This window comes from Halobacteriovorax sp. GFR8, assembly GCF_050955245.1.
GTDB lineage: Bacteria > Bdellovibrionota > Bacteriovoracia > Bacteriovoracales > Bacteriovoracaceae > Halobacteriovorax_A.
Genome location: NZ_JBPBLR010000002.1, coordinates 1,895,179 through 1,917,574, shown reverse-complemented (window position 1 = coordinate 1,917,574; position 22,396 = coordinate 1,895,179). Strand labels below are relative to the sequence as shown.

The following is a 22,396-nucleotide window of genomic DNA, read 5'->3' as shown; positions in this document are numbered from 1 at the left end:
TATTTAAATAAATTTCATACGTTTTGCATGGCCGCGATGGGGAAAAATATGTCAGCAGAAAAGAAGCAACAAGAAGAGTTACTCGCTGAAAGTGAGAAAATTCAAAATGCAGTTGATGAAGTTCTTGGAAGCGATACTGAGGCAAACAGTGACGCACAGGAGAAAACTTCTTTAACGCTTGTTGACACAAATATTGACTTTTCACAGTTGAACAATGAGGCCAGCTCCCCACTGGACGAAGGTATCGAGCTTAACTTTGATGACGTAAGTGCTATTGATCTTTGTGCTGAAGGGGATATTATTGAAAATGCTCCTGCAAATGCAGATTCTCCAAATGATCTGGATATGGACTTTTCATCAAGTATAAAGATCAATCTTACTCAAGAAGGGGATACAATTCCTAATGCATCAATTGATGCTGCTCGTGAAGATGATCTCGATTTAGATAATAATCCCATTATTGTTGAAGATAAAGCTGAGGAAGTACCTGAGACGCAACTAGAAGAACCAGAAGAAGTTGAAGCAAATGCCTCTGAGGATGACTTTGAGGTGAGCTTAGGGGACATAGACAATATAGACGATTTAGATAATCTGGATGACGAACTAAGCGAAATGGAGATGTCACTAGGTGATGATCTTGATGATGAGCTTGGGGACCTGGGCGATCTTGATGACCTAGGGGACCTCGATGACTTAGGAGATTTCGAGGATGTTGATGAAGACTTAGATGCAGACCTTGATATGTCTTTTGATGCAGTAGAGTCACATGACATTACTGACGAAGTTGAAACACCTGTGATGCAAGCTCCTGTTGAACCTGAAGACACGATGGCACAACTTGATGGCATGGTTGAGACAAACCAAGAACACCATGAGACGCCCGCAGTTTCATCAGAAGAAACATTAACTGTGACGTCAGTATCGCCAACAGAGGTAACTTCTAATTTTGATATGAATGACTATGAAGCAGTGGAGACTCCTGCAGCAGAAGTTCCACAAGACCTTGCTTCTACTGATCATGGGACAACTCAAGCTTATGCTAGTGCAAATATTAACTTTCATCCTGGGCATATTTTAAGCTCCCTGAGTGAGGATCAGCTGCTTGACCTAAGAGTTACTGTAACTGAGTTGAAGGAAGATCGTATCAATCTTCTGTCTGAGTTAAACGAACTTAAGGCCATGGTTGAAATTCTAAAAAGGGAATCACTTAACTTAAGAACTGAAGTTGATGAGAAAAATATCGAGCTATCAATTGCTAAAAAACGACATGCTATCGAAGTTGAAGAGACTAAGTCTCAGCTTGATAAGTATAGGCATGGCCTCGAGTTAAGTGAGGCGAAGAATAAGGCCATGAAGGAAGAAATGGCCGAAATTGGCACACGCCTAAAGATTGATCATACAAGTATTAGAGCTCGTGAACAGGAGCTAGAAAGTCAGTTGGAATTAATGGCAATTGACAGTGACAATAAGATAAAAGCAAGAGATGAAAAGATCTTGGAGCTTAAGCGTAAAATAGATACTCTTGAGTTTAATATGGAAAATGTTGCAATCAACGAGAGACAAGCAAAGAAAGAGAGAATGCTAGCACAGCAAAAACTTGAACGCCTTATTACAAACTTAAGGGGATCTTTGAATGTAGTTGCTGATACATTAGAATTAGATGATGACTTAGGATTGGATGATTAATAATTAATATGCTGGAAAAACAATACAAAGCACTTTTAGATTTTATCTGTCAAAATGTTGAAGAACATAACTTCAATATCGTTTTGAAGTCCTTTCGTGACTTTATTAGAACAGAGTTTGATTCAAAAACGCCACTTGTTTTTGCAACACTTGATAATGACTCTGCAAATCCGATCATTCGTGATTTTTATAATAATAAGGTTATTGAAGAATATCCAAGTAAGGTCTATCAAGAACTTATGGGGGCCTTAAAGACACAGAAGCTTCATGTTGATATTGAAGGTGATAAGTATCGCTTTGTGGAAGTGGGCTTCAACGGTAGTCAAAGCCTATACCTAGTTCTCAATGGAGAATTTTCAACAGATATATTTAGGCAAATTGAAAACTATATACAATCAAAATTTAGAAGTCTTCTGCAAGTCAAAGAGCTACAGCGACTTCAGTCGTTAGCACATGTGGACGATGTTACAGGTCTTTATAACCAAAGAAAATTTAAGAGTGATATTGATGCTGCTATTAGAGAGTTTGAAGCACTTGAGCGCTCGTTCTCTTTAATCTTCATTGATATTGATTATTTTAAAAGTATCAACGATGGGCATGGCCATTTAATTGGAACGAGCTTACTCCAACAGGTTGCTGAAACTATTCGTTCAACAGTTAGAGAGGACGATCTTTGTTATCGTTATGGGGGAGATGAATTTGTTGTCCTTGCTCCGTACTCTTCACTGGAAGACGCTAAGATGATTGGCCAACGAATTCTTAGTCGTGTTAAGTCGACAGTCTATAAGATTGAAGCAGATCTCGAAATCAATACTCATGAGGATGAGGATGTCCAATTGAGTGTCTCAATTGGTGTTGCTAATTATCCAACTAACGCTTCTGGACGTAATGAAATCATCGGAATGGCCGATAGAATGATGTATGAAGCAAAAAAGTCTGGACGTGGCAAAGTCTGTGTAGCAGACTCATAAATATGAAGTATCTAATCTTATCTGATCTCCATTTAGGCAAAGGTAGTTACCTGCAAAACGGTGAATTTAACATCTTGGAAGATTTCTTCGAAGATAATCGTTTCTATGAATTCTGTGACTACTTCTCAACGAATGAATATTATTCAAAACCAGTCACAATCATTATGAATGGAGATATTCTCAATCTCATACAAATTGATTCTGACGGTGTCTTTACTCATGTTGTTGATGAGCAAATGACAATTAAGCAGATTGAGGATATTGCAAAAGGGCACCCTCGCTTCTTTGCAGGCCTTAAGAAGTTTCTAAGGGCACCTCATAAGCGCGTTGTCTATGTCGTGGGGAATCACGATGTTGGGATGCTTTTTAAAGGTGCACAAGAGAAGTTTTCTAAAATCTGTGGAGATAATATTTTCTTTACTGAGACATTCTTAGAAAATGGACTTCATGTGGAACACGGGCACCGCTTTGAGGCGGTAAATACAGTTCCAAAGGCCAAGCAATTCATTCGTGGACCTGGAGGTAAAGATATTCTTAACTTTCCATGGGGGTCTCTGTTTTGCATCAATGTCCTACCGAAGCTTAAAAAAGAGCGTCCTTATATTGATAAAGTTAGGCCCATGTCTTCATACGTAAAGTGGTGCCTTTTTAATGATACAAGATTCTTTTGGCGACTTTTTATGACTTGCATTAACTATGTCATTAAGACTCATTCAAATTATTACACACGTCAAAATTCAAATTTTAAAACAAATTTAAAAATTCTCCAACAAATCACGATCTATCCACGCTATGAGCGTATGGCAAGACGTATCCTAGATCGCGATAGTTCAATTCATACCGTTGTTATGGGGCATACACATCTACAAGAGTGGAGGCGTTTTCCAGAGGGGCGCTATTACTTCAATACTGGGACATGGAATAATATCCCGTCCATTGATGCTGGAAAACATCAAGATACGTTAAGCCTTACTTATTGTAGTGTTATCGTACATCCAGAGAGTAACTCATTAGTTAATGCATCAATGAATCAGTGGATGGGCCAGTGGAAGCCTTATATTGAAGAAATTAGAACAAGTTAAAAGGGTATTGAAGATAATCTGAGGAGAGTTGTGGTAAAAAAAAACGACGTTCCTAAAAAGTCCTTTCCCGAAACGCCGAAGTGTCTTTAATTTTTTGTCTCTGCTTATTAATAAGTTTATTCTATTTTACAGAAACCACAAGAGAATTTTTCTTACAGTAACTCGCACTAGAGATTAACTTAGTCCATTATTCTTATGCCCCTGCTATAGGGTATTTACACACTCTATAAAATATGTTTCTCTGTTTTCTGACATCATAAAATTTTATTACTTTTGATTTAATATTATGATGACTTCGTGAAGCGAATTTTTCATGCTCAAATGCTGGCTTGTGCTGACTTGTGCTGACTTTAAAGAAAAGTTTTGGTAGAAATATGTGATATTTAATTAGGTAGAAGAAGTGAAAAAATACGAATCAATCAGAATATTTAAAAATCCTATTCTTGAGTCATTTACCCATGTCCATCCAATTGTACCCTTAGTATTGTGGGCACCATTTATAGGCTTTCTAATTTATCGTTCATATTTTGAACTTGGTTATACTCATTTTCAGATGCTTCTCTGTGCAGTGAGTGGTCTAATCATCTGGACTCTTACAGAATACCTTCTACACCGCTTTGTTTTCCATCTAAGGCCTATTGGACCTCTTACTGAGAGATTTGTCTTCTTATTTCATGGACTTCATCATGACGATCCAAATGACCCGACAAGGCTTGTGATGCCACCTGTGCCAGCAATTCTTATTATGGCCTTGATATGGTTATTCTTTTCTCTTTTTATTCCGGCTTTTTATATGTCAGGCTTCATGGCCTTCTTCACTGTTGGCTATCTTTGTTATGACTATATCCACTATGCGACTCACCATTTTAAAATGACTGGAAGAATTGGACGTTACTTAAAGAAGTTTCACCTACAACATCACTTTAGACATGAGAAAGCGAAGTACGGAGTAAGTTCACCGCTGTGGGATTATGTATTTAGAACAGTGACAGGGCCTAAAGAAGATTAAAATTGTCTAGAGCCAGTTGCGCTCTTTGTAATCCTTTGCCGTCATCTCAATTGTATCTTTTAAGTTGTAATTAGGAATATATCCAAGTGCCTTAATCTTTGAATTGCTACAAAGCCAAGCATCTTGTTCTAATTCATTAATCTTGTCGCCTGTAAGAGGTAAGTGAATCGGTAGGGTATAAATCATTCCCGCAACAATCCTAAGAAACCATATTGGTAGCGCCATAAAAATGATCTTCTTGACTCCAAGAGCACTTGAGATTTCATTGATTAATTCTTCGAAAGTCACTTCATCAATTGATGTCACAAAGTAAGTTTCTTTCTTTGCTTGATCTTGTTCTTGAGATGCACAGAGGATAATCGCATCTACTAGATCAAAAACATTTACGACGCTATATCTCTTCTTTTTAAAATTAAGTCCAGGGCCAGTGACAATTCGACCTTTAACCATTTTAAAGACATCAAGAACTGCACTGTCACGAGGGCCAATAACCATCGGGGGACGAATTATAGTCGTATTCCAACTCTCTGGTGCAAGCTCATTTACTGCATACTCTGCTGCTAGTTTTGAATGGCCATAAGCTGAAACTGGAAGGCACTCATTACTCTCGTCAATTAGTTGTGATGAAGGTCCTGCGGCAGCTTGAGAAGAGATAAGAATAAAGTGAAGATTTTCATATTTATCTTTCAAAGCTGTAATTAAAATTTCAGTTGCGAGATGATTTGTCTTTGCAAAGGTTAGAGAATGTTTTGCAGAAACAACACCGGCCGTATGTATAACACAGTCGATGTCTTGTGGAAGTTTTCTTACCCAAGACCTAATTGATTCCTCTTCAAGATTCCCTTTAATATATTCACCAGGAAGTTCTAATGACTCTGCCTTTTGAGGGTTTCTTACAAGGGCAAAGACCTCATGACCTTGTTGAGTTAATTTATCACATAGATGTGAGCCTACAAAACCTGTTGCACCAGTAACCAAAACTTTCATTATAACTCTTTTTGAAAAATTCTATATGTGCGATATGGAACCGCGTTCATGCGAATAAGTGGTTTATTCATATTGAGATTATCTTCTAAAATCCAACTCATCTCTACATTCTTATATTTTTTATACTGTTTGATATTCTCATGACATCTGTAATAAAGAATTGATTCAAGTCCATATAGGCGAAACTTCTTCTTTACTCCCATTGTAATAACACGAACACCGTCTATTAACTTTGGAGCTCGAAGAACTTGAAAAATTCCTTTTGGAAATAACTTTCCATTTGGGATTTTGTGTAAGACTTGATTGAAGTCTGGAAGACAAACAATAAAGCCTGCTTCTTCTCCATTAACTAATGCAAAAAGGATCAGCTTCTCATCAGCAACAGTCTTAAGATCAGCTGCCATGGTATAGAATTCTTCCTTAGTCATTGGAACAAAGCCCCAATTCTGCTCCCAGGCATCATTGTAAATGCTATACATTAGATCAATTTCTTGCATCCACTTCTTTTTAGAAACAGTACGATAAGTTATGTTGGCCTTCTCTTCAGCTCGATGAGCAATCTTTTTGATTACCTCTGGCATCTCAAATTCTGCCGGCATATGGTAGGCCAAAAGATCTTTTGCTTTTGTGAATCCGAGCTCACTCAAATATTGATGATAGTATTCATAGTTATACATCATCATTAGAACAGGAATCTCATTATGGCCTTTAATCAGTGTTCCACACTCATAATTTGTCGACGGATTAAATGGGCCAACAAACTTTGCTAGGCCTAGTGACTTTGTCCATTCCATTGCTGAATTAAAGAGGGCCTTAAAGACTTCAATATCTTCAATGGCCTCAAAAAAGCCCCAGTGGCCTTCTTGAGTATTATGGAATTCATTATAATTGTAATTATTGATGGCCATAATTCGGCCAACATCTTTTCCATCTTTTATTGCAATATAGAAAGCACATTGTGCTGTTTGATAGAATGGATGCTTATAAGTAAAGAGCTTATTGAGCTCCATGCGAAGCTGTGGAACCCAATATTTATCGTCTTTGTAGATATTAAATTGGACATCAATAAATCTTTTGCGGGCCTTTTTATCGTTTAAGATATCAACTTTTTCGATATAAATGGCCATAGACTTATCTCCTTAAAATTTAACTATTGTCCCATTGTTGAAGGGATATCAAACTCTTTCTTTGCTCTTGCAAATACTTCTAGAACTTTTGTTAGCTCGCTCTTGTTATGAGTGGCCATATAGCTTGTTCTAATTAATGCTTCACCTTTAGGTACTGCAGGTGGAACAACTGGAGTTGCAAAGACACCATTTTCACTTAAGAATTTAGTAACAAGCATTGATTTTACATCATCACCAATAAAGATTGGAATAATTGGAGTTTGTGAGTTGTATGTATAGAAACCAATTTCTTGGAAACCGTTTCTCATAAATTTTACATTATCCCAAAGGCGCTCATGGATTGTGTCATCTGAGTTGATAACGTCAATACATGCCGAAACTGTTGCAACTGCAGAAGGTGCCATTGAAGCAGAGAACATAAATGATCTTGCAAGGTGCTTCACATAGTTAATTGTTTCAGCATCACCTGAAAGAACACCACCAATTGATGCGAATGACTTTGAGAAAGTTCCCATATTTAAGTGAACCTTATCTGTTACCCCAAAGTGGTTCATTGTTCCTGCACCTTTATCTCCCATAACACCGATACCGTGGGCATCGTCGACGTAGATATAAGCACCATATTTTTCAGCAAGTCTAACCATTTCTGGAAGGTTTGCGATATCACCAGTCATTGAGAAGACACCATCAGCTACGATAATAACTTTTTGAAAGCGGTCGATATTTGCTTCTAGTTGTTCTTCTAGGGACTCCATGTCGTTGTGACGATACTTGAAAGTCGTTCCCATTGCTAAGCGAGAAGCATCGATGATTGATGCGTGGTTTTCAGAGTCAAAAAGCATGCAGTCTCTAGGTCCACAAACTGCCGAAAGAGCACCAAGGTTTGTTTGCATACCTGTCGAGAAGATAAGGGCCTTCTCATGTCCAAGGTAGCGCGCAAGCTTCTCTTCAAGTTCCTCGTGAATTGTTAGGTTCCCATTTAAAAAACGAGACCCAGTACAACCTGTTCCATATTTTTCAATGGCCTTAATGGCAGCTTCTTTTACATGTGGGTGATGCGTAAGCCCTAAGTAGTTATTTGAGCCGATCATGATTTGATCTTTTCCATCAATCTTGACTATTGTTCCTTCTGAATCACCAATTTGGCGGAAAAAAGGGTAAAGATCTTTTGACTTTAGCATTGCCGCTTTGTCCATTAGACGGTCAGCTGCGCTAGAGAATTTAAGTGCCATATTTCACATCTCATTCGAATTGTATTAATAATAGAGGTAGGGTTGAATTTAGCCAGTATAGATTGACAAGTCAACAAATTATGCGCACAGTGACAGCACCTATGGTACTTAAATTATTCACTTTGAAAACATGCATCATGTTCATTCTGTTAACCATTAATACTTCGTGTCAAAGCGAGGTTGATCAGAATGAAAGAACTCAAGTCGAAGTTTCTGACTGGAAACCTCCATGTGATTTGAATTCGCTCTGTGACCGAAAAGAAATTTTAAGTTCACTAAATGGACCTATTGAATATCGACAATCTCTTGTAAGTATCTTAAATCGTTCAAAAGACAACTTTAAAAAATATCAGTCTCACTATGCAGATGATATCTTCTATATATGTGGCAAGTTAATTTCGGTAGGTGGCTGCTCGTATCTTTCGCTAAAAGAAGAGGATGTGAATACGACTCAAATTGAGCTCTATCTGAGTGCCATGGCCAATTGTCATCACTATAAGTGCTATGACTACTTTCAAAATCAAAGAGGTAATTTTCTAAAATTAGCTAATGCCTCCCACTCAGATAAGGCAAAAAAGTCTTTTTATTTAATGGCCATTAAACTTCCTAGGCCATGGTTTGAAAAGTCTGGTGATTTGAGAATGTATATTCATCTACTTGAAAAGGGTGGAGAGAGTATTGCTTATAAAGACCTTGGGGCCCTAATCAGCGCAATTCCTAATCATGAAGACTTAAAGGAATTTGTTTCAAAGAACTTCTTCAAAATTGATTCACATAAGTCTGGCGTTTCGGTCTATCTCGCACGCTATCAGGAAGGATGGCATGATCGAAATTACAAACGATTTTTGAGTAAAGATGTGAAAGTACAAGATATCAATGCATTTATTCTTAGCATGCCAATTGGTTGCCCAAAGCTTGAAACGATCCTAGCTTTTAAGGATTATTTCACCAAGGGGAATGAGAGGGTCTTAAAGGATATCCTTAAGCAGGATGAGCTTAATACTTACTTTAAAGAATTGAAGCTTAAAGAGAATGAAAGCTCTAAGTGCTTTTCTTCATCGCCGCCTGCTTCCTAAGCTCTTCGCCGCGTGCCTCTGAATTAATCGAAAGAACAAGATCTTCTTCAACTTCTTTATCCATATTCATAAAGGCGATACCAATGCCCATTGGCGTCTCTTCGTTGTTTTCAATTGGCCAAGTTGCTGCAATTTTTACTTGTGGAATTTCAAATCTCTTTGAAGCGAGCCTAACTGTTGCATTGTCAAAAATTGCTTCTTTGTTGAACTTTTGTGCAAAGTCTTTAGGACAGTTAAAACTGATACCACCAGCTGAAATATCGTTACAATCAAATACATCTTCTTCGATTTTAATCTGAATAGGGATGTAAGCATTCGCATGGAGGCGATAGTTAGATCTTTGTTGACTCTTATAAACTGGACGGTCAATTTTAAGTTTATAGACCTCTTCAGCTGGAAGAAAGCTTAAGTATGAACTAGAAAATAAAATAACTGACTTAAACTTAATTTTTAGAAGAACTTCACTGTCCTTATTTTTAGATCCGGCCAGCTTAGCAATGAGGCTTGCGTCAAAGTCGAGTGTGAATTCGAGTTCACTTTCATCAAAAGATTTAATTTTGAAGCTTTCAACTTTGTCTTTTTCTTGTCCCTTGCGCCAGATTTCAATGATTAATTCATCGCTTAGGGCCCTTTTTAGAAAACTTATCTTCTCTTCAAAAGGTATTTCTGAGAAATAAAATTTCTTATTCGCATCCATCAAGTTCTCACTTTACTAATATATAAATTAATTTAAGTGTTTAATATTAAATATATTCTAATCAAAGTTTTCATTCAGTTCAAATTGTGGCAAATTCTACAAATAAATACTCAAAATTATAGGAAATAACGAGGTATATATGAAAAGCGAAACTCCTGTGGTCAAGTATTTGGCGGACTATAAAGCGCCAACTCACAAAATCGAGACTGTGGAATTAGAATTCCACTTAGACGATACAAAAACTCAAGTATATTCAAAGATGGAAGTTGTACCAGTAAATGGTCAAACTCTTGAACTTAATGGTGAAGAATTAGTTCTTAAATCAGTAAAAGTTAACGGTGAAGAATTTAAAAACTTCAATGAAGAAAAAGAGATCTTAACTCTTAGTGCACTTCCAACTGAAAAGTTTACTCTTGAGATTCACAATGAAATTAACCCTAAGGCCAACACTGCCCTTGATGGTTTATATAAATCTGGTGGAATGTTTTGTACGCAAAATGAGCCAGAAGGATTTAGAAGAATTACTTACTTTATCGATCGTCCAGATAATTTGAGTATCTTCACGACTAAGATCGTTGCCGATAAGAAAGAATATCCATTCCTTCTTTCAAACGGAAATCTAATCGAAAAAGGTGACCTTGATGATGGAAAGCATTTTGCAATTTGGAATGACCCATTTGCAAAACCTGCTTATCTTTATGCTTTAGTAGCGGGTGACCTTGCTCTAATTGAAGATACATTTACAACAAAGTCAGGACGCGATGTTAAGCTTCAGGTATTTGTTGATAAAGGAAATGAAGATAAGTCTCACCACGCAATGGAGTCTCTTAAGAAGTCAATGAAGTGGGATGAAGATAGATTTAGACTTGAGTATGATCTTGATATCTACATGATCGTTGCTGTTGATTCATTCAATATGGGGGCAATGGAGAATAAAGGTTTAAATATCTTTAACTCTGCTTACGTTCTTGCTTCGAAAGAGACGGCAGAAGATCATAACTTCTTTGGCATCGAATCTGTTGTCGGGCACGAATACTTCCACAACTGGACAGGAAACCGTGTTACTTGTCGTGACTGGTTCCAGCTTACTCTTAAAGAAGGGCTAACAGTATTTAGAGATCAGGAATTTTCTGCGGATCTAAACTCAAGATCAGTATGTCGTATTAACGATGTTATTAATCTTAGGGCCGCTCAGTTCCCAGAAGATGCAGGACCTCAATCACACCCAATTCAACCAAAGTCATATATTGAAATGAATAACTTCTATACAATGACAATTTATGAAAAAGGTTCTGAAGTCATTCGTATGTACCATACACTACTTGGAGAAGAAGGTTTTCAACGCGGTATGGATAAGTACTTTGAGCTATATGATGGTCAGGCCGTGACAACTGCAGACTTCACAAATGCTATGAGTGTTGCAAACGACAATTATGACTTCTCACAATTTAGAAGATGGTACGATCAAGCAGGAACTCCTGTTCTTGATGTAACAACTAACTATGACGAAGAAGCTAAAGAGTTTACTTTAACAGTAAATCAATCGACTCCTGCTACTCCTGGACAGCCAACAAAAGAGCCATTCCATATGCCATTTGTTATCGGACTTCTTGATAGCAAAGGTGTTGATATGAAGCTTGCTCTAAAAAATAGAGACGATCAAGCTGATCTTGGTAGAGGACTTTTACATATCAAAGCAGATACTGAAGTATTTGTATTTGAAAATATTATGGAGAGACCTGTTGCTTCATTAAATAGAAACTTTAGTGCACCAGTTGTTCTACGTTCAGACCTAACTGACAATGATTTTATTTTCTTAATGGCAAATGATAATGATGACTTTAATCGCTACGAAGCCGGTCAAGCTCTAGCACTTAAAAATATCCACGCTCTTCTTAAAGATGAGAATTTCCAAATTGACGATAAATTTGTTCAGGCTTGGGGAGCTATCCTTAAGGATCAAAGTATTGATGAAGAATTTAAGGCCGTATGTCTTGGACTTCCATCGATGACAGATGTTGCTTCAACTATTGATATTCCAAATTATCGTGCAATTGATGAAGTAAAAGAGAAGTTATATAAGCTTCTTGCAAGTACTTTTGAACAAGAGCTTGTTGCTATTTATAATGATCTAAGCACTGAAAGAGATTTTAAAGTTGATGCAAAGGCAATGGGAGAGAGAAGACTTAGAGGTTTTACTCTTAGTTGTCTTGCAAAAATTGATGGCCATCAAGAACTTGCTCGTAAGTGTTTTGAGTCTGCGACAAATATGACAGATATGATGAACTCACTTTCAGTAATCGTTCACGAAAAGCTTCCTGGTGCAGATGAATCACTAAAAGAATTCTATGCACGTTTTAAGGATCAAACTCTTGTTATGCAAAAGTGGCTAAGTGTACAAGCAAGCTCATGTGATGATTCTACTTTTGATCGTGTACAAGAACTCATGAAAGATGAAGTCTTTGATATGAATGTTCCTAATCTTGTGTCTTCACTAATTGGAACATTTGCACGCAATAAAGTCCAATTTAATCACGAAAGTGGGCGTGGGCTTAAGTTCATTGCTGAAATGATTAGAAAGGTTGATGCAATTAACCCTCAATCAGGGTCGAGGCTTGCTGGGGCATTCAATGACTACCGCAAGATGCCAGCAGATTTAAAAGAAATTGCTCGTGTCGAACTAGAAGCAATCGTTAATGACGAGAAGACTTCTAAGAACGTTTTTGAAAAACTTTCTAAAACATTAAACTCATAAAATACGGAGATAGGCGTGAGTGATAATATTTTTACAGAAGAACTTGAATTAAATTATACGGAAGTTGCTCCGGAAATTGATTTTAAGGAGTTCGAAAAAGTTGTCACTTCACGTCGTTCTGTTCGTGTCTTTGGAGACGAAGAAGTACCTGATGAAGTTGTCCAAAAAGCAATCGAACATGGGCTTTTAGCACCTAATTCTTCAAATCTTCAGCCTTGGGAATTTCATTGGGTAAAGTCTGACGATAAGAGAAGTGCTCTTGCTAAAATGTGCTTTGGCCAAAATGGTGCAAAGACAGCAAAGCACTTAATTGTTTGTGTGGCAAAGACTGGAACTTGGAAGAGGAATTGTGAGCGCATGCTTGCTTCTCTTGAAGCCGCTTCAAAGAAAGACGGTATCGAAGTTCCAAAGGCCGTAAAAGCATATTATGGAAAAATCGCGCCAATGGCCTATGGTTATATGGGGCCGTTTGGAATTCTTTCTCCTCTTAAGTGGGCCTTCTATAATACAATCGGCCTTTTTCAAGTCATCTTCCGTGAACCAATGTTTCCATCACAGCTTAAAACTTGGGCCCATAAGACAACGGCCCTTGCCTGTGAAAATATTATGCTCTCTATTCGTGCTCAGGGTTATGATACTCTTCCAATGGAAGGCTTTGATGCTAAAAGAGTTAAGAAGCTTCTAGGGCTTGGTTGTAAGGATCACGTTACAATGATTCTTGGAGTTGGGAAGAGATCAAGTAAGGGCGTGTATGGCCCGCAATTTCGTTTTCCAAAAGAAGAATTTATTATTAAGCACTAAATTCACTAAGCAATCATGTAGCGTGGAATAAACGGAAAGTAGTACAAACTTCTTCTTGTATGAAGTCGAAGACGAGAGATTGAGTATGTCTGTTCTTTATTGTGCTTAATTTGAGTTTCTTTGAGTTTCAGTGTTCCATTGTCAATATTGATCATAGATAAAACTAGAGCAACACTTAGAATTGAAAAAAATTTCATATACACATCCTTTGTATGCATTCATTCTATCGAGACCGAATCTGAACGAGGTCAGGGCCTTGTAAATTTTCTGTTATTTATTGCCTTAAATAATTGGGGTTAGATTTATTGTTACCTCCGTATCGAGACACTTATTGCCACAAATTCCATCCTCAAGTTTAAATGTTAGATTATCGCCATTAAAAATTTCTAGGGCCAGGTTCGGCGCTAGATTTGTATCAAGACTTGAGCTACAAGAGTTTATAAGATCTGTCGTTGAGTGAACTAAGTTATAAGTTAATGATATTTTATTCTTCTTCTCTGAAGCCCCCATATAACAGTAGCGAATATTATCGATATCTAGTAGTAGCCAACCTTGTCCGGCATTTCCAACTGATGCCGTGAGGATTGAGGGAATCGTATAAGTGGCCTGCTCATTCACAAGATAGCTCTCTCCAGTAATGATATTTGGTTTATAATTGATTGAAGATGTCAAAATGATCTCTGGCGGAATACTTGGAGTTGGCGGTGGCGGTGGCGGTGGTGGCGGATCTGGTGGATCTTCAGTACTAGGTGGTGTATTTGTCGACTGTGCCGTGAGGAAATCAGGAGCCAGCGTCTTCTGGTTACAAGAGGAGAAGGCAATCACTAATAGAGAAAGAATTGTCAACTTAAGCATAGTTGTATTTTAGTAGAGAAGAGTAGTCTTATGTTTATAATTAATTCTTAATTTTGTTAGTGTAAGTTTTGCTTATTTGATCATAATTTAATTGTCACATAAAATGGTGATTAAGTTACAAAAATGAAAAGGATTTTCTCATGAAGTACATACTAAGTTTACTTATCACTGCAAATCTATTTGCCATTACACCACAGGATCTTTACGGGTGTTTTGAAACAATTGAACATAATCAGCAGTCCGTTCCTCATGGACCAGATTACGAGAGAAATCTTTCAACATATGAAGACTATAGTTTTTCTCGAACTTATAAGAATGTTGATACCAATCGCATCGAGCCAATAAATGTTTTCAACTTCTTTACTGGTGTAAGAGATGATGTTTACTACTCATATTCTCCAATCATTCTTTTTCAAGACCTAGGTGAGTATAAGTGGGACGAGAATTCTCTAAGCTATGAAGTCGATGAAGATATTTATATGTATCGCTCTCAAAAAGAGATGTATGAGAAAGTTGATCACCGTCTAAAACTTTCTATTGAAAAAGTTGGGCCATATTTTGAGGGAAGCGTAGAGCTAAAGTCATACGCTCGACGTATTAATCGCGCTTTTACTTTCAAGCTTAAGAAAGTTTCTTGTCCTACATCGTACTAATATCGTAAATAGACTTAAATAAAAGGCCCACAAGAACAACATTAAATGCTGTTGTGACTGTGGCCTTATTTCCATTGATAACCTGACTTGATCCAAGATAATTTCCAAGAAGCCCTGCAGGTAGTGCTATCGCAACAATCTTCCACATAATTGCACCCTTTATTAGGAAAGTAATAAAGGCAGCAATATTACTGACATAATTCATAAAGGCCGCATGAGGTGAGGCATCAAGAATATCAAAATGAAGAAAGAACATCATTGAGATAATTAGAAATGTTCCCGTTCCTGGGCCGAAGAAGCCATCATATCCACCAATAACAAGTCCAATAAGAACAGAGCGAAAAAGAATCTGCATTTTTTCAAGTGGAGTATGGTCCATTAGCTCTCTTTTCTTCTTTAGGTGATTCATAAAGAAGATGATTGGTATGATGAGAATAAGAATATAGACCATATGCTTTGATTCAAGAATGGTACTAAGTTGAGCACCAATCAATGAAGCGCTAAATGTTGCTATCGTTGGTGGCAGTATAAATTTAAAATCGATTTTACCTCGCTTTACATAGCGAATGATCGAAAGTGACTTAGAAATGCAAGAAACACACTTATTTGTTCCAAGTAGTAGATGAGCAGGAACTCCTGTTGCAATATATGTCGGGATCGTAATTAGTCCACCTCCTCCGGCCATGGAGTCGATAAAACCTGCAAATGTAATGAGGGTGAATATAGTGACAGCTTGAACTAATGTGAAATCTTCCATGAAGAGATTATCACTCTTTTTGAAATAGAAAGATAGTAGAGGATGAAATTTATTCGCTATGGTTTTTTAAAGTGTCTCTAAGGGCCGCCTCAAGAAAATTAAATGAGTACTCAAAGCCACATGCCTTAGTTTCTTCACAAGAGACCTTTTGACTTGCTAGCATGATTTGAGACATCTCACCAAAAATTGTTTTTGCTGCAAACTCAGGTAGTGGAATAAAAGTAGGGCGGTGTAGGACTCTACCAAGTGTTTGCGTGAAATCAATATTTTCGATTGGATTTGGTGCTACACCATTGATGACTTGTTTTTCGGTATCATGTTCAATGAGAAAGCGGTAGAGATCACATAGATCTCTTATGTGAATCCAACTCATGTACTGGTGACCTGTACCAATACGTCCTGCAAGCCCAAGGTTAAAGGCCGGTAACATTTTTGCAAGTGCACCTCCTTCACTTGAGAGAACGATTCCTACACGAAGAATTTTTACATCAATTTCTAAGTTCTGAATTCTAAGGGCACTTGATTCCCAGTGCTGACATACCTCGGCCAAAAAGTCGCCACTAATACTACTGTCACATGTAAGCTCTTCATCAGAGCGATCACCGTAAATACCAATTGCAGAAGTACTGACAAATTTCTTTGGAAGAGGAAGTCCTCTTGTTCTAAGTTCTTTTAATTTATCGTGAAGTAAGTTAGTTGCATTAATGCGTGAATTATAGATTTTATCTTTTTTCTCTTCGCTCCAGCGAGCGTCTGAGATATTTTCTCCCGCGAGGTTAATAACAGCATCCACGCCCATTAGGGCGGCCATATCCATTTCGCCATTTTCCACATCCCACCTGAAGTACTTAACTTGCTCGTTGCCTTGCTTGTTAGAAGTATCGCGAGTGAGAATGCGCACTTCCTCGTGGCCGTGTTCAAGCAAAGATTGTGTTAAATTTGTTCCAATAAAGCCTGAACCACCACTAATTAATACTTTCATAGTTTAAGTATATGGATGAATTGTGAAGAATTTATTTATGAAATATGAGTAGGCACCACGAATTTTGTGATACCCACTCTTTAGAAGTCTTTAGTTAAAGATTGATCGATTTCCCATCTGATTTAAGATCGCGACAAGCTTGTGCAATACGTTCAGTCATTGCGTTCTCAGCTTTCTTCATCCATGCTCTTGGATCGTATTGCTTCTTATTTCCAACCTCTCCCTCGATCTTAAGCATTTCATCGTAGTGCTTAAACATATGATCAACAACTGGGCGAGAATAAGCATACTGAGTATCAGTATCGATATTCATTTTGATAACACCGTAGTTAAGTGTTTCATGAATTTCTGAAAGCTCACTTCCTGAACCACCGTGGAAGACTAACCAGTTTTCAGCATCTGCACCAAGCTCTGCTGTAACAGCGGCTTGACCATCCTTAAGAACTTGTGGACGTAACTTTACGTTACCTGGTTTGTAGACTCCATGTACATTTCCAAAAGTTGCAGCATACATGAATTTTCCAAGTGGACGAAGTGCTTTTGTTACCTTAACCATTTCTTCTGGAGTTGTATAAAGTTTGTCAGCTGGTGCATCTTCGTTATTAACACCATCTTCTTCACCACCAACAACACCTGTTTCAATTTCAAGAATGATTTCACTCTTAGCACATCTCTCTAAAAGTTTCTTACTCATTTCAATATTTTCTTTCGTTGGGAGAACTGAACCATCAAACATGTGAGAATGGAATAAGTTCGGCTGACCTGCAGCTCTTCTTTTTTCTGTTTCTTCAATTAGTGGAATTAAGAAGCTATCAACTTTTTCAGGGTGACAGTGATCAGTGTGCAGAGCAATTAGGACATCATATTTTGCAGCAACAAGGTGAACGTGTTGAGCAAGTGAGATGGCACCAAGAACTTCATCTTTTAGTGCTTGTCCTGAAGCAAATGAACCACCACCAGTTGAAACTTGGATAATCCCATCTGACTTCATATCAGCAAAGGCCTTAATTGCCGCATTTGCAGTTGATGTTGATGTTACATTGATTGCTGGGTAGGCATACCCACCTTTTTTAGCGCTATCTAACATATCGCAGTATTGTTCATAAGTAGCTATTGGCATCCAGTGCTCCTTTTAGTTATAGTAGACTTAAGATTCCACAACATTATAGAGGTCAAAGATGTCACTTGCAAATAAGGAAACACAAAAATTATCACCAGAAGAATTAAGGGAAGTTTTAAAGACTGCTCGCGGTGACGGTGAAATTGATTTACTTATTAAGAATGTAAAGATCCTTGATCTTGTGAATGGGGAAGTGGTTGATAGCTCAATAGCGATTTCTGGTAAAACAATTGCCGGCATAGGTAAGGAATACGACGACCAACCGGCCAAGCGTACTTACGATGCTCAGGGAGCGACTGCTGTACCGGGCTTTATTGATGGCCACCTACATGTTGAATCTTCGATGATGCATCCATTTGAGTTTGAAAGATTAACTCTACCTCTTGGAACAACGACAGCAATTTGTGACCCACACGAAATTACAAATGTAATGGGTGATCGTGGATTCTCATGGTTTCTAAGATGTAGTGAGCTTATGGATCAAAACCTCTTTGTTCAGGTGAGCTCTTGTATTCCTGCACTTCCTGGCTTTGAAACAAATGGCGGTCAATTCGATATTATCGATATGAAAAAATATAAAGAACACCCGCGTGTTCTAGGCCTTGCTGAAATGATGAATTTCCCAGGCGTTATTAATGGTGTGGAAGGTGTTCTTGAGAAAGTTGAAGAATTTGCGGAGCTTAATCTTGATGGCCACTCACCAATGCTACGTGGAAAACAACTGAATGCCTATATCGCAGCAGGAATCCAAAATTGTCATGAAACAATCTTTGCGGATGAAGCAAAGGAAAAACTTCAAAAGGGAATGGGACTTATTATTCGTGAAGGTTCAGTTGCTAAGAATTTAAAGACCCTTGCTCCTGTTGTTAATGAATTTAACTCTTGTCAGTGCCTGCTTTGTACGGATGACAGAAACCCATATGAAATATTCAATGAGGGTCATATCAATTACATGATTAGAAAAATGATCAATGAGTTAGGAACACCTGCTCATATCGCTTATAGGCTATCTAGCTTCTCGGCCGCAAAGCACTTTGGGCTAAAGAAGCTGGGACTAATCGCTCCAGGCAAGCAAGCTGATATCGTACTTGTTGGTAAACTTGAAGATGTTGATGTGAAAGAAGTTTTCAAAAAAGGGAAGCTTGTTAGTGAATTAGACTTACCTTCAAAGGTTTCTGAAAAGTTAGATAAGTCTCGGCCACCAAAAGAAAATACAATCAAAAGAAACTTCTTAGCGCCAACTGATTTTAATTATGACTTGAGCGCTGGGACATATAATGTGATGGAAATCGTAAAAGATGAAATCATCACAAATCATCTCAAAGTAAAATTTAATGGTGAAGATTTTGAACAAGACGATATTTCATATATCACTGTTATCGAAAGATACGGTCAAAATCGCAAACCAAGTTTAGGACTTGTTAAGGGAATGGGCCTTACTCGAGGAGCAATCGCTTCAAGTGTTGCACACGATTCACACAATATTGTAGTCATTGGAAAAACACCTCAAGATATTGCAACTGCTGCAAATGAGATCATTGAAAATGCTGGTGGCTTTTGTGTTGTGGACAAGGGGAGAGTGACAGCATCTTTATCTCTGCCTATAGCAGGACTTCTAAGCTTAGAGTCTGCTGAAACAATCAATGAGGGGATAATTCAGTTAAAAGCTGCTTGTAAAGAAATTGAAGTGGCCGTAAGTGAACCTTTTATTCAAATGGCATTTCTAGCTCTTCCCGTAATTCCTACTCTTAAAATTACAGATATGGGCCTAGTTGATGTCACTAAGTTTGAATTCGTAAATTTAAAGTGTGAAGAAGCTTAGTCTATTCATTGACGCTATACCAGGTTGGCTATTTCTAACAATTCTTGTTGGAGTTGTGGCCGTCTTTCTTGATCCAATTATGCTGCTTCTACAAAATAGAGTCGCTCAAGTTGAACAAGATAAGATAAGAGGCGATGCTCATACCCTATGTTTTCGTGACGATTTTCCTCGTGGACGTCAACTTCAAGCATGCCTTGACGGTAGAAAACTTGCCAATATAGACAATAAAAAACAGCTAGAGCTGAAATATTTGGAGAGGCTTTGTGCTATAGAAGATGCTTCATCTTGCTATGAGTTAAGTCAGATCAAGAAAAAATTATTGTCTCAAAATGAGTACAAAAGCCTTTTAAATCTAGCCTGCAGGCAGGGGCGCGGTGGAGATATGCTGGCCTGTGGAAAGCTTGGAGAGTTGATAAAAACTGAATCCCCTGATCTTTCAAAACAATACCAAGAATACGCTTGTGCAAATGGTCATAAAAAGTATTGTCTTTAGTTACAACAGCGCCACTATTTCTTTCCAATTCCGTTAAATTATGGTTAAATTCCGATTCACTTAAGATTTATAACTAGATGAAAATACGAGGTTGATAATGGCAACTGTTCTTAAGCCTAAGAAAAAGTACACTTGGAAAAACACAGATAAAGCAACACTTAAGCAGTGGTATGAACTACTGACTCTTGGACGTATGTTAGATGATCGTGCGCCAAACTACCTTAAGCAAGCTATTGGTTGGTCTTACCACGCTCCATACGCTGGACACGATGGTATCCAACTAGCAATCGGTCAAACTTTCGAACTTGGAAAAGACCACTTATTCCCATACTACCGTGATATGTTAACGGCATTCTCAGCGGGACTTTCTGCAGAAGAGATCCTTCTTAATGGTATCTCTAAAGCAACTGACCTTGCTTCTGGGGGACGTCACATGTCTAACCACTTTGCAAAGCCAGAGTGGAATATTCATAACGTATCTTCTTGTACTGGTAACCACACGCTACATGCTGTAGGGACTGCAAGAGCGTTTAATCGTTATAAGCACGATGGTGTTGTTTACTCTTCACAGGGTGAGTCTTCAGTTTCTGAAGGTTACTGTTATGAAGCAATTAACGGTGCTTCTCGTGAGAAGCTTCCAGTTGTATTCGTATTCCAAGATAATGGTTACGGTATTTCTGTTCCTAAATGTGATCAAACAGCTAACGAGTATGTTGCTGATAACTTCACAGGTTTCCTAAACCTTCACATCATTCACTGTGATGGAAAAGATATCTTTGATTCAATGAATGCTATGGCAACAGCTAGAGAGATTGCAGCAACTCAACAAGAGCCAGTAATCGTTCACGCTCGTTGTGTACGTATTCACTCTCACTCTAACTCTGATAAGCATGAGCTTTATCGTTCAGAAGAAGAAAGAGCAGAGGCAGCAGCACAAGACCCATTAGTAGCGTTTAGAAAAGAACTTGTTAAGAACAAGATCTTCACTGAAGCAGAGCTTGATGAAATGGATGCTGTTGCAAAAGCTGAGCTTCTAGAAGCGCACAAGAAAGCGATGAAAGCACCAAACCCAACTCCAGAGTCTATCTTTGACTTCGTACTTCCTGAGCCACATAAGCCAGAGAAGTATGTTGATGGGACTCACAACGAGTCTGGTGAAGAGATGAAATTCATCGATGCAATCAATGGACAACTTAAGAAAGAATTCAGACATAACCCAAATACTTTCATTTGGGGACAAGATATGGCCAATAAAGACAAGGGTGGTATCTTTAACGTTTCTAAAGGTATGCAACAAGAATTCGGAAAAGATCGTGTATTTAACGGTCCAATCGCTGAAGACTATATCCTTGGTACGGCAAATGGTTTCTCACGTTTCAACAAAGACATCAGAGTTGTTGTTGAAGGTGCAGAATTCGCTGATTACTTCTGGCCAGCAATGGAGCAATACGTAGAGTGTTCTCACGATTACTGGAGATCAAATGGTGCATTCGCTCCAAATATCCTAATCAGACTTGCTTCTGGTGGATATATTGGTGGAGGTCTTTACCACTCTCAAAACCTTGAAGGTAACCTTGCTGGTATCCCTGGTGTACGTATTGTATGCCCAGCTTTCGCTGACGATGCTGCTGGTCTTCTAAGAACGGCAATGAGAAGTGAAGGGCCAACTCTATACTTAGAGCCAAAATCTCTATATAACGCTAAACAAGCAATGACTGTTGTACCAGAGGACTTTGAAGTTCCATTTGGTAAGTGTCGTGTAAGACGTGAAGGGACTGATCTTTCAATTATTACTTACGGAAATACTGTTCACCACTCACTTGAAGCAGCTGAAAAGCTTGCAGCTCAAGGTTATAGTGTAGAGGTTGTTGACTTAAGATCAATTGCTCCACTAGATGAAGAAGGTGTTCTTGCTTCAATCAAGAAGACAAATAGAGCACTAGTTGTTCACGAAGATAAGGTATTTGGTGGATTTGGTGGTGAAGTAGCTGCCATGATCAACGATAAAGGATTTGAGCTTCTTGATGCTCCTGTTCAACGTGTTGGTTCAACTTTCACTCCTGTTGGTTTCAACAGAATCCTTGAAAAAGCTGTTCTTCCAAACACTGAGCGTGTTGTCGAAGCTGCTCTTAAAGTTCTTAACTACTAAATTTTCTTAAATTTATAGATGAAAGGCCTGCTTTATGCGGGCCTTTTTTGTAAGAAATACAGACCTATTGTTTCAAAAGTGAAATTTCACCATCTCAGTTTGGGATGAAATTTAAAATTCTCCATTTCTATTAGAAAAAGCC

At 38.1% G+C, this 22,396-nt stretch carries 20 protein-coding genes; 11 read left to right on the top strand and 9 right to left on the bottom strand.

The window, feature by feature from the left end:
• Nucleotides 1-48: 48 nt before the first annotated feature.
• The 4 genes from ACRXC1_RS09575 (at nt 49) to ACRXC1_RS09560 (ending at nt 4,748) form a co-directional block, all read left to right on the top strand.
• Nucleotides 49-1,686, top strand: a complete 1,638-nt coding sequence (locus ACRXC1_RS09575) for a hypothetical protein (RefSeq protein WP_433658326.1) — start codon at nt 49-51, stop codon at nt 1,684-1,686.
• A gap of 8 nt (nt 1,687-1,694) precedes the next feature.
• Complete coding sequence (locus ACRXC1_RS09570; RefSeq protein WP_433658324.1) at nt 1,695-2,657, top strand: GGDEF domain-containing protein; 963 nt, start codon at nt 1,695-1,697, stop codon at nt 2,655-2,657.
• Nucleotides 2,658-2,659: 2 nt separating this feature from the next.
• A complete protein-coding gene (locus ACRXC1_RS09565; RefSeq protein ID WP_392912524.1) occupies nt 2,660-3,739 on the top strand; it encodes a metallophosphoesterase in 1,080 nt (359 codons plus the stop codon).
• A gap of 400 nt (nt 3,740-4,139) precedes the next feature.
• The gene (locus ACRXC1_RS09560; protein ID WP_433658322.1) at nt 4,140-4,748 is read left to right on the top strand and encodes a sterol desaturase family protein; all 609 of its coding nucleotides are present in this window, start codon (nt 4,140-4,142) and stop codon (nt 4,746-4,748) included.
• Nucleotides 4,749-4,754: 6 nt separating this feature from the next.
• Here ACRXC1_RS09560 and ACRXC1_RS09555 read toward each other — a convergent pair whose 3' ends face one another.
• From ACRXC1_RS09555 to spt, 3 genes are read right to left on the bottom strand one after another with little or no spacing between them, the layout of a single operon-like run.
• Nucleotides 4,755-5,735: an NAD-dependent epimerase/dehydratase family protein gene (locus tag ACRXC1_RS09555; RefSeq protein ID WP_392912530.1), complete on the bottom strand. Its 981-nt coding sequence runs from the start codon at nt 5,733-5,735 to the stop codon at nt 4,755-4,757.
• Nucleotides 5,735-6,862: an N-acetyltransferase gene (locus ACRXC1_RS09550; protein ID WP_392912532.1), complete on the bottom strand. Its 1,128-nt coding sequence runs from the start codon at nt 6,860-6,862 to the stop codon at nt 5,735-5,737. The genes ACRXC1_RS09555 and ACRXC1_RS09550 overlap by 1 nt, the downstream gene beginning before the upstream one ends.
• Nucleotides 6,863-6,885: 23 nt before the next feature.
• Entirely contained in the window at nt 6,886-8,094 is a 1,209-nt protein-coding gene (spt, locus tag ACRXC1_RS09545; RefSeq protein ID WP_392912534.1) for a serine palmitoyltransferase, read from the bottom strand.
• Nucleotides 8,095-8,216: 122 nt separating this feature from the next.
• Here spt and ACRXC1_RS09540 point away from each other — a divergent pair, with 122 nt between their 5' ends.
• The gene (locus ACRXC1_RS09540) at nt 8,217-9,170 is read left to right on the top strand and encodes a hypothetical protein (RefSeq protein WP_433658319.1); all 954 of its coding nucleotides are present in this window, start codon (nt 8,217-8,219) and stop codon (nt 9,168-9,170) included.
• Here ACRXC1_RS09540 and ACRXC1_RS09535 read toward each other — a convergent pair.
• A complete protein-coding gene (locus tag ACRXC1_RS09535; RefSeq protein WP_433659911.1) occupies nt 9,136-9,867 on the bottom strand; it encodes a PilZ domain-containing protein in 732 nt (243 codons plus the stop codon). The two genes, ACRXC1_RS09540 and ACRXC1_RS09535, sit on opposite strands and share 35 nt — an antisense overlap.
• Before the next feature lie 139 nt (nt 9,868-10,006).
• Here ACRXC1_RS09535 and pepN point away from each other — a divergent pair, with 139 nt between their 5' ends.
• Nucleotides 10,007-12,622 carry an aminopeptidase N gene (gene pepN / locus ACRXC1_RS09530; protein WP_433658317.1) on the top strand — a complete coding sequence of 872 codons (2,616 nt, stop codon included), beginning with the start codon at nt 10,007-10,009 and terminating at the stop codon, nt 12,620-12,622.
• A gap of 15 nt (nt 12,623-12,637) precedes the next feature.
• Nucleotides 12,638-13,423 carry a nitroreductase family protein gene (locus tag ACRXC1_RS09525; RefSeq protein ID WP_433658315.1) on the top strand — a complete coding sequence of 262 codons (786 nt, stop codon included), beginning with the start codon at nt 12,638-12,640 and terminating at the stop codon, nt 13,421-13,423.
• Nucleotides 13,424-13,428: 5 nt separating this feature from the next.
• Here the strand turns inward: ACRXC1_RS09525 and ACRXC1_RS09520 are convergent, their stop codons facing one another.
• Together ACRXC1_RS09520 and ACRXC1_RS09515 are read right to left on the bottom strand one after the other, a co-directional pair.
• The gene (locus ACRXC1_RS09520; protein WP_433658313.1) at nt 13,429-13,620 is read right to left on the bottom strand and encodes a hypothetical protein; all 192 of its coding nucleotides are present in this window, start codon (nt 13,618-13,620) and stop codon (nt 13,429-13,431) included.
• Between the two features lie 85 nt (nt 13,621-13,705).
• Nucleotides 13,706-14,278, bottom strand: a complete 573-nt coding sequence (locus ACRXC1_RS09515) for a hypothetical protein (RefSeq protein WP_433658311.1) — start codon at nt 14,276-14,278, stop codon at nt 13,706-13,708.
• 140 nt (nt 14,279-14,418) lie between these two features.
• Here ACRXC1_RS09515 and ACRXC1_RS09510 point away from each other — a divergent pair, with 140 nt between their 5' ends.
• Nucleotides 14,419-14,931 carry a hypothetical protein gene (locus tag ACRXC1_RS09510; protein WP_392912545.1) on the top strand — a complete coding sequence of 171 codons (513 nt, stop codon included), beginning with the start codon at nt 14,419-14,421 and terminating at the stop codon, nt 14,929-14,931.
• Here ACRXC1_RS09510 and ACRXC1_RS09505 read toward each other — a convergent pair.
• The 3 genes from ACRXC1_RS09505 to fbaA form a co-directional block, all read right to left on the bottom strand.
• Complete coding sequence (locus tag ACRXC1_RS09505; protein ID WP_392912547.1) at nt 14,918-15,688, bottom strand: sulfite exporter TauE/SafE family protein; 771 nt, start codon at nt 15,686-15,688, stop codon at nt 14,918-14,920. The two genes, ACRXC1_RS09510 and ACRXC1_RS09505, sit on opposite strands and share 14 nt — an antisense overlap.
• A 49-nt stretch (nt 15,689-15,737) precedes the next feature.
• The gene (locus ACRXC1_RS09500) at nt 15,738-16,670 is read right to left on the bottom strand and encodes a TIGR01777 family oxidoreductase (RefSeq protein ID WP_392912549.1); all 933 of its coding nucleotides are present in this window, start codon (nt 16,668-16,670) and stop codon (nt 15,738-15,740) included.
• A gap of 94 nt (nt 16,671-16,764) precedes the next feature.
• A complete protein-coding gene (fbaA, locus tag ACRXC1_RS09495; protein ID WP_433658308.1) occupies nt 16,765-17,790 on the bottom strand; it encodes a class II fructose-bisphosphate aldolase in 1,026 nt (341 codons plus the stop codon).
• A 58-nt stretch (nt 17,791-17,848) separates the two neighbouring features.
• On the opposite strand from fbaA, the gene adeD reads away from it, so the two are divergent.
• From adeD to ACRXC1_RS09480, 3 genes are all read left to right on the top strand, one after another.
• Nucleotides 17,849-19,612, top strand: a complete 1,764-nt coding sequence (gene adeD / locus ACRXC1_RS09490) for an adenine deaminase (RefSeq protein WP_433658306.1) — start codon at nt 17,849-17,851, stop codon at nt 19,610-19,612.
• Nucleotides 19,599-20,105, top strand: a complete 507-nt coding sequence (locus ACRXC1_RS09485; RefSeq protein WP_433658304.1) for a hypothetical protein — start codon at nt 19,599-19,601, stop codon at nt 20,103-20,105. The genes adeD and ACRXC1_RS09485 overlap by 14 nt, the downstream gene beginning before the upstream one ends.
• A 97-nt stretch (nt 20,106-20,202) precedes the next feature.
• Complete coding sequence (locus tag ACRXC1_RS09480; protein WP_392912557.1) at nt 20,203-22,254, top strand: alpha-ketoacid dehydrogenase subunit alpha/beta; 2,052 nt, start codon at nt 20,203-20,205, stop codon at nt 22,252-22,254.
• Nucleotides 22,255-22,396 lie beyond the last annotated feature (142 nt).